We start from the raw sequence: 17,997 nt of genomic DNA, 5'->3' as shown, positions 1-17,997 counted from the left end.
CGGCGGTATCCTCAAGGCTCTGTCTCATAGGGCCAGGTGTTGATGCCGCCGAATTCGTAGATGTTGGTGTAGCCCAGGTCCGCCAGCGCGGAGGAGGCGGTCTTGCTGCGGTTTCCGCTGCGGCAGTAGACCAGCACCGTGGCGTCCTTCTCGGGGATCACCCCGGCGGCGGTTTCCTCATTGATCGTGCCCACCGGCAGCAGCACGGCGCCGGGAATGTGGCCGCCGTCGTACTCGTCCTGCTCCCGCACGTCCAGGATGATGACCTCCTGGTTGTCCATCATCTCCTTGGCCTCTTCCTGGGAGATCTGCCGGTAGGCGCCGTCGGCGGCATTCCTGCCGCATCCGGCCAGCAGCAGGAGGGAGAGCAGCAGGGGGATCATTCGTTTCATCCGAGTTCCTCCAGAAGCCCGGCGGCAAAGGCTTTGTGGCCCTGCTCCGTGAAGTGTACGCCGTCATAGGCAAGAGGGATGTCCCATTTTCCGGCGTCGGCAAAGCGGATGTCCAGCCGCTCCGCCAGAGCCTGGCAAAGCCGGGCAAAGGCGCGGGAGGCGTCGATGAGCTGCGGACTGGGGACCCATTCGCCCAGGGTCACCGGCGGCGGTGCGATCAGCAGGATCCTGCTTCGATCCAGGGAGATGCCGGAGAGGAACCGCTCCAGCCTCCCGGCGGCCTGCTCCGGGCCCCGGCCCTGGAGCAGATCGTTGGTCCCCAGCATGACGATCAGCAGATCCGTGCCGGCGGGGAAGGCGGGGGCGGAGGAGGGAATCTCCCGGCCGTTCTGCCCCAGGTTGGAGACCGTCCAGCCGGTTTCCGCAGCCAGGATGTCCACCCACCGGCAGTCCGCGTCATACCGCCCGCCGAAATAACCCCGCGGGTCGTAGCCGTAGGTGTTGGAGTCGCCGAAGCAGATGACGTTCATCGCCCTTTTTCCTTTCTTTGCATGTTGGAGTTTTCCCACATCATCAAGGGGAGCCACCGTTGTTACTTGAGAGATCTCAATTTTGTTAGAATTACTTCGTCAGCTGGGCAGAATGCAAATTGGTCGATCTCGTCCACCGTGATCCAGCGGATGTCATTGTGCTCCAGCTTCTGAGGGGTACCTTCCCGGATAGTGGCATGGAACAGCGTCAGATGTACCGTCAGATCGGGGTATTGGTGGACCACATCCATGAATACCTCGCCTACATCCAGCGTGACGGCAAGTTCCTCCCGACACTCCCTGATCAGCGCCTGCTCCTTGGTTTCGCGTGGCTCTACCTTGCCGCCCACAAATTCCCACAGCAGCCCCCTGGCCTTATGAGCTGGACGCTGGCAGATCATAAACTTGTCCTGATCCCAGATCAGTGCTGCAACGACTTCGGTCATCTGCTTTCACCTGTTCTGTATTTTATACACATAGGGTTTTATAAACTTTATCCATTCTCTTTTATTCTTTGGTAGTACTGTTCAAGTTTTTCGTCACAAATTTGCTCGATTTTTTGCTTCCTTTCCCAGGTTAGTTTTTTCCAGACGGATTCATCCACCTGGATTATACCTAAGGTTTTGGTATGATGTAGCATCTGCATATTTTCAAATCGTTTAAAAGGATTAGAGAGAATATTATACAAAGCTTCCTTATCCGTATAATGATCTTTCGCGAAAATACTATTTCTTTTTTCAACTGTGAGACCGGCTAAACGGCGTTCCTCGTAAAACGAACGAAAATAAGATACAATGTCATCTAAATTGACACGACCTTTAGCATCGGCAGATTTTAGAATAGCTTTAATAAGAACAGGTTTATAAGAATGATCCATTATCATTTTCTGCATCATATCCATAAATAGTTCATATCGGTTCCCCTCTGTGATAACTGTCCAACCAAAGCGTTCTGCAAATTCTTCTACACGTTCTTTCCTATAATACTTAAACTGCTTATTCCCCGAAAGGTTAACAATCAAGTCAGGAATGATTTTCCCTCGCTTAATATACTCTTCAACAGTTTGCGTTTTCTGGACGCTAAGATGCCTAATCAGCTCTTGCTGACTATACATATCCTTTGCTTCCTCCTGCCAGTTGAAGATGTCCACCAGTTCGTAATCCAGGGCGTCCACCGGCCAGTCGATGAGGGCATCCGGGCGCTCACCCTTGTCATAAAGCCCCTGTTCGGCGGCCTTTTGCCCCTTGGTGCCCAGCACCAGCGCACCGGGCTTGTATTCCTTCAGCCGGAACAGCCGGTGCATGGAGTAGGGCATGTTGTACTGGCTGGCATTGTCCACGAAGTCAAACACCATCAGGCTCTCCTTGCCGGGAGACAGCCGCATGCCGCGGCCCAGCTGCTGGGTATAGAGCACCTTGGACATGGTGGGCCGGGCCATGAACAGCACTTCCGTGGCCGGACAGTCCCAGCCCTCGTTGAGCAGGTCACAGGCGCACAGCACCTTGGTCTCGCCCTTTTCAAACCGGGCCAGCACCTCCCGGCGGTCGCTGGCCTTGATCTCACCGGACACGGCCTCAGCGGACACGCCGGCGTCGTGGAGCCGCCCGGCGATCTCCTGGGCGTGCTTGACGGAGGCGCAGAAGATGACGGTCCGCTTGTCCTTCACATACTGGAGCCAGGTGTCCACGATCAGCTGGTTCCGCTCCGGCACATAGATTTTGCTCTCCAGATCTCGGATGTTGTACTGGACGCTGTTGAACCGCACCTTGGTCAGGTCGATGTTGGTGTGGATGCGGATGCACCGCACCGGCACCAGTTCGCCGATCTCCACGGCGGTCTGGATGTCCAGCTTGTGGGCGGTGTTCTTGAAAATATCCAGGATGTTCTTGTCGTCGGCCCGCTCCGGCGTGGCGGTCAGGCCCAGGGTAAATTCCGGCGTAAAGTAGGACAGGACCTTCTGGTATGTATCGGCGGAGGCGTGGTGGGCCTCGTCCACGATGATGTAGCCGAAGTCATCCGGCTTGAACCGTTCCAGGTTCAGCGCCACACTCTGGATGCTGCCGCAGACCACGAAGGCGTTGCCCTGCTTCATGCTCTCCACATAGCGGCCCACCGTGGCCCTGGGCCACAGCTCCCGGAAGGTCTTGGTGGCTTGATCCACCAATTCCACCGTGTGGGCCAGGAACAGCGTGCGCTTGCCGAACCGCTTGGCATCCATGACGGCGGTCACTGTCTTGCCGGTGCCGGTGGCGTGGTAGAGCAGGGCAATGGTCTCGAAGTTGCAGCGCATCTCCTCCAGCGCTGCCAGAGCCTGTTTCTGGTGTTCCTTCAGTTCCAGTTTGGAACCGTCCAGGGACTTGCCCCGCTGGGTGGGGAGGTAGTCCTCAATCTCCCTGAAGCTGGGGTGCTGGCCCAGGAATACCCGCAACTCGTCCTTCACGGTCTCCGGCTGCTGCTGCATCTGCCGCACCGCCCAGCGGTACACGTCCCAGCCCAGGTAGATCATGCTGTTCTGCTTGAGCAGGTCGTCGTAAAATTTGTTCTGGGAGACCAGCTTCGGGTTGTGGGAGGCCTCGTCGTCGATCTCAATGGCCACCTTCCGCCCGCCGTTTTCGATCAGGAAGTCGGCAAACCGGCTGTTCTGGTAGATGTCGGAGAAGGGGTACTGGGAGTAGAGATAGCCGGCTTTCTCGGCACCAAAGGTGTCGGAGAACAGTTCAATGAACAGATCCTCGGCACTGCTGCCGGAGGCGGAGCGATAGGTAGGCATGGAGGTCACCTCACTTTTTTTCAATTCCGCCAAGCGCCCACAAGAGAAAATCCAGTTTTTTCGCTATGGACATGGATCGACTTGGAATAATCTGATCAAATGCGGCAAGCGGCTCTGCCATTTCAGCGGATGCTTCCAAACACTGATAAACGAAAGAAATCTGTTTTAAGATTTCTTCGTCTTGCTGGATTTTCAGTTCAATATCTGGCTCATAAGTGCGATGGATTTGCAGCGCCTGATCTACTTGGCTATCATAGATCGGGCGGCTGGGGTCAATCGTATGCAACATCTTTGAAATAAAGGAAAACTCATGCCGCCCGTCTACTTGGGAAAGATTCCTCGCAACATCTACGAAAGACAACTCTGCGTCATTTTTGATGGCCTCAAATAGCGCGAAAAAACTATCACGATACTGTTGTGACACGAAGCGCATCCGGTAATACCCAGCAAACTTTCTCCTGTATTCGAAGTCACGAGCAATATTTCTTAGATGCAAATTGTCCTGTAGCCAATAGTATGTATTTAACATTTGAGGGGGGATCTTCTTGATAATGTCCTTCTGGTTATTTAGAATTTTAAGAGCGAGATCGTGATAGTCAGAAGATGAGTGAACCTCTTTCAAAAGAACCTTTTTCTCAAATCCGCCCAGTTTGGTGGCTTTCTCTGTCCGCATTCGTTCTAGATCTTCCATCGTCCAGCCGCGGGCTTTCACGACCGCCTGCATGACTTCCAGAAGGTCGGCCAGTTCCTCCAGAGATTTGCTCTCCTGGTATTCAGCAAGTTCCTCGTTCAGCTTCTGATCCAGAAGATACAGATAGTCCTCATCAGAAAGCGTTTCGCAGACGCAGGTTTTCCCATCGGCTTCGATGATCTCCGGAATGCGGTCGCGGACGAGTTTATGATAGATTTTCGTAGGCATCTTTTAGCCTCCTTAAAATCTCTTCATCCGCCGGACAGAACGCAAATTGGTCAATCTCGTCCACCGTGATCCAGCGGATATCATTGTGCTCCAGCTTCTGAGGGGCCTTTTCAGATGTAAAAATGCAAAGGCAGTCTTACCGAGGGTTTCACTATATCAGTATGATAGAAATGTTTTGTATTACTTAGCCAAATTTGACTGAGCAGAAGAAACCATCATTGCATATTCGTCTTTGACTTGCTTTGGCCCTAGAATCTGGATTTTTCCACCAAATCCAAAAACCCAACCATAAAAAGTGGGACTGGCTGATACTTCTATCTTTAAACGAAATGAGGTCATGTCGTATGCAAGGACGGTCACATCTTCACCAAAGCGATCTATGATTACTTTCATAAGGGAATTATCGCATTTTAAATTAACAACGACTGTCTTCCCATCGTACATCGAAAAAACTTCCTTTGTGTATTTCGCCAAATCAAAACTGTTTGGAACAGGATCGGAAGCAATATTTAGTATTTTAGGTGTAGTCGCAATTCTATCAACGCGAAAGGAAACCACTTTGTTATGCTTATTAGAAAAGCCTACAACATAATAAAAATCTCCATTCCAAACGAGATGATAAGGACTGATACTATATATTTCTCCGTTGTTTTTTAGCACTTTTTTCTTCAGGCCCGTGTACTCGTAATATTGAAAAGAAATCTTTTGTGAGAGATTAATTGCTTCATTGATTGCATCAACAATGTAATAGATTTGCTCGTTTCCCGGTTTGATCCGATTTGCCGTATACATATTACGCTTAAGTGATTCTGCTTTATATTCGCTGGTAAGCTCCTTGATTTTGGAAATAAGTATTTCACTTTTCTCTGCTGTTATGAACTTTGATGCCTCAACAGCGTCAATTAGCAACTTGAGCTCTGGTTCCTCAAACTTTCGCTTTCCAATATAATACTTCGTTTGCGAGGATGTGATTGTAACAATATCCAAGCCGTATACTTGAAGAACAGAGATATCTTTCGGCACAGTAGTACGATGAACAGATATTCCATACAGTTCTTCAAGTTTTTGAATAATTTGACTGGTAGCCAAGGGATGATCCTCATCAGAAAACCTAGTAAGGATATCCATTAGATATAGTATCCGAATTTTTGCGCTATTCTCCATAGCATCCTCCTTACCGGCCACAGCATATGCTGTGGCCGGTGGTTTTTGATTAACGAGCTAAAAGTAGTTTTTTAAATGTTTGTTTTTCACTTTCTGATAGCTTGTCATACATCGCCAGCAGTCCATCTACTCGACAGCTATGCAATTGCGATTCAACAAGTTCTCTTGTCCTATTCAATCTTTCGATAATGGGTGCTTGGAGGTATATTGGATGAGATGCGGTTTTATCAAGCCAATTTTGACACTCTATGGCTGACATGCTCTTATAACTACGTTCTGCTTCCTCAATGTATCGTTTTACCCAAATAGCTTGTTTTTGAATCAAATCCGCCTGTAATGCAGTTGCTCCATGTTTAATTGCCTTTAAGCACCTGTGCTGCATGTGATTTAACGAATAGATGAATTGATTCAAATTATCGAGATTTTGTGGTAGCGTCTCAATTTGATGAATCGCATCGTCTATGTCAGATTGCACTTTGAGGAGAGTTTGTTCAGAATCCGGGCCAAGTTGCATCTGCATCAGCATTGAAATTTTTGAAATACTCTGGCGAAGCTGTATAACAGTTTCAGCTGTGGAAGCGTTATCAATTGCAGCCGTATATTCGTTCAACAGTTCCGCTTTCTTTTGACACAATTCGTTTTTGGCATTCTTTATACGTTTATTTAGCGGGGCAATAATATCAGTTGGCAATTCATTAGTTTTACTGAAGAACTCGACCCATCCATTTAGCTTAGCTTCCATTTCTTCGCAATCTGCAAGTTTGAAGAGATTTTTGCTCTGGGTAAGATCTCTTTCGCATTCAACAAGGGAGCTTTCATATTTTTGCTTTGCTCGGAGAGACTTTTCAATTTCGGTTAAACGATTCTCAGTTGCATCTGCATAATCCTCATATTTGTTTGCTCTTAAAATCTCCGCTGCATGCCTATATCTTTTCTGGTTTTCAGAAAGTTCCTCAAATTTAAAATCTAGCGCGCTCAACATAGGAAGATATAATTTGGGAAGCATTTGCTCTACAATGGCTTTCAATTTAAGTACATCGTTTTTTTGCTTTTCAGTATAAACATATTCCAGTCCATCCTCGATAGGATCAGAAATCCTAGGGATTAAATCGAATATTTTAACGAAAGAAAGAATTCTAAATTGTTTCTTAAGATCTTCAATATGATTTTGAGCTTTACGAAGTTGGTCAGTAAAATTTCTTTCCAACCGTATTCCTGCATCTAAATATGTAATAGCTTGCCCAATTTTATATTGATTTGATTCTGTTTCTCCTTCTTGTGCTACAAGCATAGTAAGACTATTTTTCAAGTTTGCACAATTAGAGATATCCGTATTGGACATTATTTTCTCACACAATTCAGCCACAAGATCTATGCCTGCATTTGCATTCTTTTGAATGTTGATCTTCTTGAATTCTGGAACCTTTAATTTCCCCTTATCTGTACTCCAGTGCTTTGGCATTAGTCTTTCCGTGCCGTAAAAATAGAAATACCGATTCTCTTGGAATGCAATGAAATATGATACCAACAATGAAATGGAGTTTTCATTCATTCCATATGGAGCCTGTACAAATTTGTAAAATAGCTGATACACAGAGTGGCGTTCTCCATCATCAAGAGCACTAACGACATTAGAAATAATTTCTGCAATGATTGGATTTCCAGGCTCAATAAGTTGGCATCGATTGTCATATACTTTCCATGAAAAAGGAGCCGATATAGACAATACTGAATTTACACGGTTCTTATCTTTTGAAGAAAGCGCATTATATCCTTGTTGATTCATCAAAAGTCGGTTGTACAAGTAACAACAAACCTGTGTAAGTGTTGTTTTTGCCTGAGTTTTTGATTTGTTTTCGAATCCATCAAAAACAAATGGAACTGCTCTCGTATAGAGTAGGTCAAACTTTTTCGAGCATAATGCATTAATACGTACGGCATAATTTTCTAGCCCATTTACTCCAATCATGTGCCGCTGCGAAACACAACTTGTGAACTTTCGGCAAAGTTTAGTATTCTGTGCACGCAACTGATTAGAAATATGTTTTTGGAATCTCTCTTTATCTGCAGTGGAAAATCTCTGCAATGATTTTTTTACAATCAATGCTGTAAGCATTTCCTTATCGTGATCATCCAAAAATAAAATAATAATCGGATAATTTCTTAGATTAAGATCACAATAAAGCCGACTTAAACGGTTAACCTCTGAAGTAATGTCCTCTGAGCAATAGGCATAAATCAGCAAGCCCCTTGCTTTTTCACCATCACAATTTTCCGTGATATTCCGAATTTCATTTCGTAGATAGCTTTCACTAATTTCGCTGCAGTCAATGAGACGCTTGTTAAACATCCACTCTGTTGATGAAATATGGTGATCCTGCGCAAATGCTGTTTCTACAGGAGTATCTAATGCCATGAGCTTTAGTGCAGACTCGTCGATATCATCAATGGACGCTTTTACTCCTATACGGTATCTTGTGAAGATCCGTTTAAATTCATTGAATCCATTCGCTTCTGCAATCAAGTCATAAGTTTTTGCATGGTCATCAAATGCAACAACGCCATGCATTTCTTCGAGCGACTTCAGTGCACTTTGTACTTCATCCTCTTTACAATTAGAGCACAGTTGAATTGCTTTTAATGCGTCAGTCTTATCGTGAAATGCCATCCTGCCTATATTGACAACCAGAACGGATTTTAGAACTATCTTTTCGAGCTCTGAAAGCTTATCGCCAACCTTTACGAGGATGTCTCGATAAAGCATACAGTACTGACTTGACACCAAACCCTTTTCTTCCGAGTTGAGCATTTCCCCAAAAATACCTGAATCAACGATTTGATATGGATAAACATATGGCAAAAATGTGCCATCTATTTCTGCTTCAGATACTGTATCAAACATTTCTGACACATATGCCAGTGTTGACCGTTGCTGCATCCATTGATGCGAACTGGATAAAAGCCAAACCGTAATGGGATGTAGTGGATAACATCCATTTAAGATCACGTTTTTATAGAGTTCGTCAGTTATCCAGACGCTCTTTTTAGTTGATGTGCGATCCCACCTTGAAAGGGCATTTTTGCTCTTCAGGTGATAGTTTTCATACCTAACTATCGACTCGCCAACCACTCTATTAAACGCTGGATTTGATTTTTTCAGAATATTAGCAAGGATTGTTTCAAAGTTTGACGATAGGAATAGATTTTTACTTGCCGTCTGATATCGAGCAATATATCGAGTGATGTTCGACGTTTTTTCAATTCTAGCAAGATACGCTTCCAACTCGCTTTGAATGAATCCAACAAATATAATATTTCCGTTTGCTAACTGAGCTGCTTCGAATATTTGCTGAAGAGATGCTTCGCCTGCAATTGCTGGATTTGCAGCTGTATATTCAATGTATCGACCGAACTCGTCGAATAGCAGGAGCACCTTATTGAATGGCTTCCCATTTCCGCACAACTCCTCTTGAAGGGTTAGCAAAATATCCCCTGCAGATAACCCTCGATCCCATGTAATATTGTCCCCGTTCACTTCCCTGTAAACATCGTTGATAGCGGTAAGTGCTCGGCTATCATTTTCGACTCGAGATACTAAGTAATCCTTCAAAGCTTGCCCACTGATGTTTAGGCCGACTTCAAGAGCATATTTTTCAAACTGGCTTTGATATATAGCAAAAGTCCGATCAACAAAATGACGAGCAACATCATAAGATTTTGTGAGTTTTTTTAGCAGTTCATCGCTAATACCATTTTGCGCAAGTGATAGCCTTGCACAGCGCAAAATCTCGGAGTCCAAATTAAAATTGTTCATACCGTTAAGAACAATGACAAGGTTCTTTTTCACATTGTTCTGTCTGATATAAGTACCAATCTCTTCATCAGCAGATGATATATTGGACGCTATAGATTCTGCGAGCTCACCTGTACCAGAAAACAACGCCCCAAGACATACTGCAAGATGCGATTTGCCAGTACCGTATCCAGCAATGGTCATTACAAAATTATTACCAGGGTTGGAAGAGTAGAGCTTGTGTGCAATTGTTTGAGCAAAGGAGGCAGTATCCATTAGACGATGTTCTCCAGCTTTAACATCTGAAGCAGATACACCGTAGTATTTAGGCCCATGGAAAACATAGCTTTCTGCAACAAGTTTTACTTTTGTCGCATCGTAAAACCATTCAGTTTGAACGGCTCCGTTGAAGAACGTTTCCTTACTAAAACTAACTAAATCTTTAACCTTCATACTGCCTCCTAAATCTTACAGCAAACGGCTATACAACAGAGGAATTACGCTTTCCACATTGGCAGTTCGAATAATCGTTGCTGGATATAATTGTCGGTTTACCATGAGCAAACCTTCGTCGCTTAACGAATCAATCACATAGTTGCATTCATCCTCATTAAAGCCAAACAGCTTTCCGAAGCCGATGCCGTTTTTTAACTCAAAGTCAGTAATTTCTCGCTTATCTTGGTATAAGCAATCCCAACTATCAAACAGCGCAAAAGCATATACATATGTTAAATCCATCTTTTCACTCTGTTCGACGAAGGAAATTGAATTATCCCATTCAATAATTCCTAAATGAGAAAAGATTCCGTCCGTGTAACTACCTCTAACGACAGAGAATACTTTTTTGTTCAAATTTGATACAGAAATTCCGCACCAAGTGTTGGCTAAAGTGAATAACCGGTCTTGGCTAAGAGACTCTCCAACGCCTGGATGTGCCTCGTGTATTAAATACGACCACTGCGGGACACCGATGGTTTTTCTGGTCATACAATAATGACAGATCCACAGTGTGAGGTCTTCGTGCAGGTACGGATCCTGCACGAAGACTTCCTCACCTAAAGGCGTTAACGACAAAGTGTAAACACCCTTGTCGCATGTGAAGTCAATTAGGCCCATGAAACAAGCATATTTAATGTGAGGCTCTACTTTCCCTTTTTGCTCGCCAGTAGGAATTCCACTAATACCGCTGATTTCATATTTTGTGCCAGAATAGTTCTCTGATGCTAATTTGAGTATTTTTGAGATATAAGGGGCCTCTGGCTTAAAAGTTTCATGAAACTCCAGGGAAAATTTGTTAGTCATGGTTCAACCTCTCCTGAAAACTTGTAACCTTCACAATCTTTGGCTCATACTTAGCCCATTTCCCATTTCTAACCATGTTTCCGCAAGTGACACATTCGCCTTTCTTTAAAGCTTTAAGTTTAGGCGCCCATTCTTTTGCATTCTGAGCGTCGATGTCAATGTTTTTGGCAACAGTCATTACACCATCATCGGGAGGGCAGAAATAGAGTTTTTGACCTGCTTGCTGGAGCCGCTGAATTTCGTCATCTGAAAGTTGCGGTTTCATAAACTGTGTTGCATACCATGCAGAAATGCCAAACTTTCGTCCTTCTGTTAGGAACTTAGCACTCGGAGATTCAGCATCATGACTAAGGTTCTGCGCCTCATCAAGCACAATTACGAAAGGATGTTCCTCATTTCCATTTTGCACGCAATAATTCCAGATATCCCACAGCAACAACTCTGTTAAAAGCAACTGCGTGGGGCGGTCAAAACCATCAAGCTGCATGACATAGACCATTCCATTACTGTCTCTAATTGATCCCCAGTTAAAATCTTCATCCTCAGCAAAAGGTTCCAAATCAAGGAATGGCTGGATTTTACTCAAAACAGTCTCAGCCTGCTTTGCGCTTACATCATTCAACTCATCCTCAAGATAAGCAAACGACATTGCATCCTTGTGATGCTGGAGGCCGTTCTTGATTGCCTTGTAGAGGGCACTCTTCTGTTGTCCTCCGAATCCATATACTGTAGCAAATACGTTTGAAATTCTTGTTGCAACAGAAACATCCTTTTCAAGGCCTTCAGATCCGCCAACCTTTACGATTTGACGAGCGAACGGATTGACAGGAATCTTATCTAGATAAACAACCCGTTGCTGTACTTTGTCACCAAGTTCTTGGATAAACAAGGGATCAAGTTTATCCGGAGTGAAACCACTGGTATAGTCAAATACTACTCCTGACACGCCAGAACGGACCATTTCCAACAAAAGTGTTTGGATACAATAAGTTTTACCACAGCCAGAGTTACCGTTAATAAGCAGATGACGATTGTTGAGGCTTTTGTTGCCGAACTCCCAATAGTACTTTTCCTTGGTCCTCAAATCCTCACCGATGAGAAACCTTACATCAGATAACAGAGGTTTTGGTGACTGCGCTGATGTATCGGCCTTGAAGATAACGGGATCGGCTTCAGTCGCAGAGCTGTCATTGTCATCACCAACCTTGTTGTTGGGGAAGGTATCTGAATCAGCACTTTTTAGAATTTCCTTGTATGCTGCGATTGCGGCTTCAAAGGATCGATTATTGAGGAGAGATTCAGCAACTTCCGCAAAGTTATATCCTATCTCGGTTAGATGAAAAGATCCTTTTTCGCTGTTCATTAATAATCCATGCCTTCTAAAGAGCGTAATGATTGCATCGAGAACAGTTTCCCACCTACGATTCCCATTCTCATAGGTGAGCTTCTGGTCGTCCAGTGAAATATCAAAAGTAGAACTAAACCATTGTAAAGATTCTTTCCGCGTATGAACTTTCCTGTCGTTTAGATAGTTCAAGAAGGGAAGATATGCTTTATCTGCACTGGGAATGCTTTCACCCGTAGCAACTGTTATAGTTGGGGACACAACCTCCGCTTGAATATCCTCTTCGATATCATCTTCATCTGGCTCATCCTCTACTTCGGGGTAGATAATTTCATTGAGGGTAAAAACGGAGGTACGTTCTTCGGGTGGAAGAAGCATTTTCTGAATATACATCTGTCCGCAACTGTGACAAATCATTTCATCCAGAGTAATACCGGCCTCAGATAGTTCAGCAGAAAGGGTTGATTCAATTTCCCATTCATCAGGTATCTGAGAATTGGAGTCCAACCAAAATGCGAAAATATCTCCACTCCATTCGATTTGATATTTACCACTTAAAATACCGTAAATTTTATTACGGATGGTCATATACTCATCAGAAGTATTGTCTAGATTAAGTGGAGAAAAAATAATTGCGCGGTATAATTGATTTAACCAATACCGATGCATGATGCTCTCATTATTGGGGTTCCAATTTGTACTCATTGTACGAAGGCCTTTTTCTAACTGAGCTTGTGCCTTTACAATGTGATTATCATTTTGGAATCCCATCTTACACTCAATGATTTTAATGTGAATATCCAGATTCTGTGCGGGATCTAGATTGTGAGCAGTTTTAGGAATTTCAATAAGCATAAAGTCGGGGCGTGTATTATCCTTGCTAAGTTCGTCGTCTTCGGCAAACCAATGCCTATAGGAATCGAGACTTACAAGTGCCCTGACAGCAAAATTATCATTGATTTTTGTAAGTCCAAGCATTTGCATGGTGAGAATATACGCAAGAAAACTATGGATCTCGTAGTCATAGGGATTTAGTGCTTTAAGAATACGGCTGCCGTCCATGTACTGCGACAGCTCATCCACACAATATTCAGATGCCTTTTTCAGTCGATCTTCATCCCAATTCGAGAACTTTTCTTTTATGCGTTTCTGAAGCATGTGCTTAATATCAGCAAGAATATCCTTTCTTGCGGAAACAGTCACATTCAGTTCGCCGTAATTCCCCTCACCAGTAGTGAAGCCGATAATCCTACTTTTTGTGTTTTCAAGCATTTTCCTGTCAATCGCTGGATCAACACATACAACCCATTTACACGCATTGTGAGAAATCTCAATAATGTGATTTTGAATATCAGTAAGTTCAAGTGTTCTGAAGGTACGATATATACCCTCCTGACTATGCGGATTTGCGACAATAAAGTTTGCTTGAGTCTGTTCCTTAGCAGCAAGGAATTGAAACTGAGAGATACTTACTTTGCGAGACATTCCATGTGTTGCAGATATTGTGTCTGGCGTAAAGGTCATAGGGAATTTAGCTTGATCCTTATCAATGATTTCATCACCAGTTTGGTCAAACCATACATCCGCAGCTTTGAGAATATCATAATTGAAACACAGGTCACAGTTTTCCAATACCTGTTCGAGTGTTTCTGTATCGGATTTGTCCGTAATTGTAATATTGCGGAGGAATGTATTTACAGTTACCCTACGCTCTTCATCAAAATAACTATCTAGCCACTTTTTTAAATAAGTTGCAGAATTTTTTTTGCTGTTCAAGCAAACAATTCTTAGGTTTATCGTAGCGGGTGTATCATCATTCTCTAACTGCTTTGCAATAGAATGAATAGCTGCAACAATATGTTGCATGTTAGAGGGGGCAATGAATGCGACATTGAGCCCGTCCACTCTTGCAGGGAAGGTTCGGATATAATCCATTACATTACGCACAACGATTCCAGAGACTGGTGTTGCATGGAGCATTGCAGCTGCATCCTCATCGTCTGTTACAATGGCACTGCCGAAGGCATTTCCAGAAATCAGATCACTGGAAGGGTCCGAACCAAAATAAACCCCATAATACTCCCACATATTCTTACATGTGAGGTTCGTAGAGGAACGTTTAATTACAAAATCTGCACCCTGGGTGATGGAGGACAGTTGAACTAGGCTTTTGAGTTTAGCAATGATTCTCTCCTGCCGAATATTGCTTTCCATTTTTGACGTTGCAAGTTCAGCAAAACCATCGCGAAGGAAAAGCTGCTGTGCGTCAATCTTTTCAAGCATAACAGGATGATATGCAGGGAACAAAACTTCGCCCATATCACATTTTTCAACCACATCTTCATTTGATGCAATTGTAAAACAATTAAGCAATAAAATAATTTTTTCCTTTTGGGCATCTGTGAAATTGACATAGTTGGAATGAATATATTGCATTAAATCAGTATATGTTTTTACAACTATGCGCAAAGAATCCAGTGCTGAGTACATTCCGTGGTCTGTAAGCGTGATAGCAAAGTTCTTAAAATCGCTACACAGCGTATCGAAGATCACTCTGGCTTTATCACCAGAAAAGTACTTATAAACCTCTCTGACATGTTCTTGTTGCAGCACTTCATCGTCCATTTGATTCAGTTGCGCGTAGAACTCGTCTTCACTTTCGCACCGCAAATAATCCTGGATGTTCTTGCACCAAACCAATGTTGGCAGAGTATAAATATCGCCCTGCCGGAATAGAACATCACCAAGATAGGAAAAAGCGTTTAACCAAGGGGCATATGGCGAAAATGCCCACTTGAATTCGAAACTGTGTGCCTTGTCATCATTTGATGCCTTTACAGTAAAATGAATTTTGCAAGGATCGCCCCATTTTCCAGTGCTATGAACTCGATCAATCACATATTTATGATTAGTAAAATCAAAGGGATCAATTTCGTCTTCGTAAGAGAAATTTACTTGCCTGTCTTCATACACAAGATTACAACTATCAAAAAAGGTTAAAATACCACCAAGAAAGTTGCATATATTCCTGAATGCTTCTTCTTTTTGCTCATCAATGCAGTCAGACAGAGAAATCCTATCCACCCGAACGCGAAAATGCGTAGGATATGAGCCATAGGCAATATGAAAGCGATTTGCGATATCCAAGAAAATCTGAGAATACGCATCCATTGGCGCTCCAGTTACTACTGGAGCTTTTTCAGAAGTTTTTGCCGGCAATTTTGTTCCAATAATTTGGTCAATGATCGCATAATCAACAGCAAGTAGTTTTGCACGGTTTGCTTTTAAATCCATTCCACACACAAAATTGATGACGCATTCCTCAAAGTCATTATAATTTGGGAAAAGTGGCGTATCCGATGGGAAAGGTGCAGTACAATTGATATCCTTATCGGTGGCAAACTTTGCAAATTTCTCTTTAAGTTTTTTCAAAGCATACGCAGACGGTATATCATCCGCTCGATTAATAAACCCAATAGCACTTGTGATTATTTTCGCGGAAGAAAGCCTTCCGCTGCTGAGATTATTCACCTTTGGAACATATTTTGTAGAGACTATACTGGGTACGTCCCAAACTACATTAAGTGTTTCGCAAATATAGCTGATCAGTTCCTGGCACGATGCAAATTGCATATCATGCAAGCCATCAACAAATTCACTGAGTTTGAAAATGTTGATATTTATACTGCTAAAAAGAGCACGGTAGAGCGTATGAATCGCCTTATGAGATTCATCATTATCGAACGAGTTCTCGGCAAAAACATCTGTAAACCAATTGCTATAATTTGCGTTTAGAAGTGCAATAATTTCTCGAGGTGAAATAACAAAGGTTGTATCCTTCAAACTACCTGCGTCATCGGGTGCTGCCTCAGTTCCCATTAATAGAATAAGGGAGGTCTGATTTGCGGGCATATTGGGAGATTCGTTTCTCCATTTTGTAATTGCTTGCTCAAAATCCACGAAACTATTTTGCGCGTAGCCAGCTGGATGGTTTTCATCATAAATGGTATTAGTGCCCTTATGAAGATACATAAGAGCCTGCGCCCAATTTGCATTTTCAGCGTCTACAAACTGAGTGTATTTTTCGAGCGTTAGCTTTGCAACAAAGTTAGAGACTTTAGCACTTTCTCGAAGCGCCTCACATACCGATTTATATATAATCGGGTTATCAAAGCTTTCCAAGCGAACCATATTTATTTCGCCTGATTTGATCTGGTGGAGGATCTGGTTTGTTATTACTGTAATCAACTGTCTCATTTAGCGGAATCCTCCGTTTCATAAGGATTTTCTACGATAGCCGTGGCATCAGATAGATCGCGCAAAAAGCCACAGTCTTTTAGCTTTTGCGCAAAAGCCTCTAGGTTGGATTCGAGGAATGAATAATCACCCACATCCGCAACAGAACCTACTGTCATTTCCGCTTTATATTGTTCTGGCCCAATAACCATACCGAAATGAACATATAGCTGATGAACAAATTCATCTAATGTAATCATCTGCTTTGGAGGGATAATAGATAAGACCAAGAATTTTATGATATCTTCCGATAGAGAGAATCGCATTCCTTTGCCAGTGTTCGGGATAATAACCCCAATCATTTTGCCAAGTTTTCTGAATAAACGGTAGGAATCATTTGCGGCATCCCGAATAAGAGCCTGATCGTCCTTTTTATCATCTAAAAGATGACGATATTCATCAAGCCCGTGATAGAGATAGGTGCTGATCACTTCTTCATTATGCTTAAATGCAGCAATAGCACGTTTTTTGGCCTCAATATTCTCGTGACCAGCACAGTTGACATCGATTATCCAACAGTTACTTTCGCTATCAGTGGCAGCAGCAAGGTACATCATTCTCATTATTTGCAAGATAATTCCATTCGCAAGGGTTTCCATTTTTTCAAATGGATGAGACTTGCTGTTCAAGAAATTTTGCAATTCGCTAAGAGTTTGTTCATTTCTCTTGGAAAAAGATTCCGGTATTATACCCAACTTTTTTACCTCGGGCCCGATATCTTTGCTTGCTACATAATATTCTTCCCAATTCTTTTGCACAAAATTACAAAGATAAGAGAATTGAGGGAAGCTTGTGATCATGTCATTTAAGCGCGATTCAATTACGGTTTTATATTCTGGATACTCCGCAATAGCATTAAGAAGATGTAAATAGTAAACTTCTCCACCGCGACACATATAAGTATATTTGTGATAATCAAATTTTTCGTCGACATCTGGATCGTTCACATTAAACTGCAGTTTCTGGCGCCAACGCTTGATCCCCATTCCTTCAGGTAAAATTACTTCGGGGCAAATTGGCAATATATTCTGGTCGAACCATGAACGACTTTGATTAACGGCACTAAATCCTGTAAGCAAATTTTGAATAATAATTATGCTGTTTCTCTTTTTTGTCGCATTACCGCCGATCATTTGAGATTCAAGAATCTTTACACATTCCCTATAAGCTGCTTTGTCCACCTCAGCTTTACCATCAAGCTTGCTCTTAGGTAAGAAAATAAAACGTTTCAGACCAATTCTTAACTTTGGTAGATATCGAAACTGTCCGTCTGCTGCTTGCGAAATAGGAAACATTTCTGTTGTGGTGAAGGTAGGAGCGTCCGAAGGCTTATCCCCTCCGCGCTTTTCTGCTATTGCAACTTGGAGAAATTCGATAAGATATTCATACTTTGTTTGACTGGGCTGGATGCGATGCCCAAAGAGAATGCTCTGAAGAGGGTATTCTTTTTTTTCGATTTTCACATCTGGATACATTTTCACATCCA

10 protein-coding genes are annotated in these 17,997 nt (G+C 43.2%); all 10 read right to left on the bottom strand.

Features of this window, described 5'->3' with window-relative positions:
- Window positions 1-11 precede the first annotated feature (11 nt).
- A complete protein-coding gene (locus DN611_RS12270) occupies window positions 12-392 on the bottom strand; it encodes a rhodanese-like domain-containing protein (RefSeq protein WP_119311501.1) in 381 nt (126 codons plus the stop codon).
- Window positions 389-922: a GDSL-type esterase/lipase family protein gene (locus tag DN611_RS12265; RefSeq protein ID WP_119311500.1), complete on the bottom strand. Its 534-nt coding sequence runs from the start codon at window positions 920-922 to the stop codon at window positions 389-391. The genes DN611_RS12270 and DN611_RS12265 overlap by 4 nt, the downstream gene beginning before the upstream one ends.
- A gap of 62 nt (window positions 923-984) precedes the next feature.
- On the bottom strand, window positions 985-1,368 hold the full coding sequence (locus DN611_RS12260; RefSeq protein ID WP_119311499.1) for a (deoxy)nucleoside triphosphate pyrophosphohydrolase: 384 nt from the start codon (window positions 1,366-1,368) through the stop codon (window positions 985-987).
- 47 nt (window positions 1,369-1,415) lie between these two features.
- Window positions 1,416-3,692: a DEAD/DEAH box helicase gene (locus tag DN611_RS12255; protein WP_119311498.1), complete on the bottom strand. Its 2,277-nt coding sequence runs from the start codon at window positions 3,690-3,692 to the stop codon at window positions 1,416-1,418.
- Window positions 3,693-3,702: 10 nt separating this feature from the next.
- A complete protein-coding gene (locus DN611_RS17040) occupies window positions 3,703-4,611 on the bottom strand; it encodes a nucleoside triphosphate pyrophosphohydrolase (protein ID WP_329757364.1) in 909 nt (302 codons plus the stop codon).
- Between the two features lie 180 nt (window positions 4,612-4,791).
- Window positions 4,792-5,775, bottom strand: coding sequence for a helix-turn-helix transcriptional regulator (locus DN611_RS12240; RefSeq protein WP_119311497.1), 984 nt, complete (start codon window positions 5,773-5,775; stop codon window positions 4,792-4,794).
- 49 nt (window positions 5,776-5,824) lie between these two features.
- Window positions 5,825-10,021: a hypothetical protein gene (locus DN611_RS12235; RefSeq protein WP_119311496.1), complete on the bottom strand. Its 4,197-nt coding sequence runs from the start codon at window positions 10,019-10,021 to the stop codon at window positions 5,825-5,827.
- 15 nt (window positions 10,022-10,036) lie between these two features.
- Window positions 10,037-10,870 (bottom strand): DUF4007 family protein, encoded by an 834-nt coding sequence (locus DN611_RS12230; RefSeq protein ID WP_119311495.1) that lies wholly within the window; start codon window positions 10,868-10,870, stop codon window positions 10,037-10,039.
- Window positions 10,863-16,472: an ATP-binding protein gene (locus tag DN611_RS12225; protein WP_119311494.1), complete on the bottom strand. Its 5,610-nt coding sequence runs from the start codon at window positions 16,470-16,472 to the stop codon at window positions 10,863-10,865. The genes DN611_RS12230 and DN611_RS12225 overlap by 8 nt, the downstream gene beginning before the upstream one ends.
- On the bottom strand, window positions 16,469-17,992 hold the full coding sequence (locus DN611_RS12220; RefSeq protein WP_119311493.1) for a hypothetical protein: 1,524 nt from the start codon (window positions 17,990-17,992) through the stop codon (window positions 16,469-16,471). Before DN611_RS12220 ends, DN611_RS12225 begins: the two co-directional genes overlap by 4 nt.
- Window positions 17,993-17,997 lie beyond the last annotated feature (5 nt).

The sequence above is a fragment of the Oscillibacter sp. PEA192 genome (assembly GCF_003574015.1).
In the GTDB taxonomy this organism is placed as follows: domain Bacteria; phylum Bacillota; class Clostridia; order Oscillospirales; family Oscillospiraceae; genus Oscillibacter; species Oscillibacter welbionis.
The sequence above is the reverse complement of the archived record's forward strand: the minus strand, read 5'-3'. Positions and strand labels throughout refer to the sequence as shown.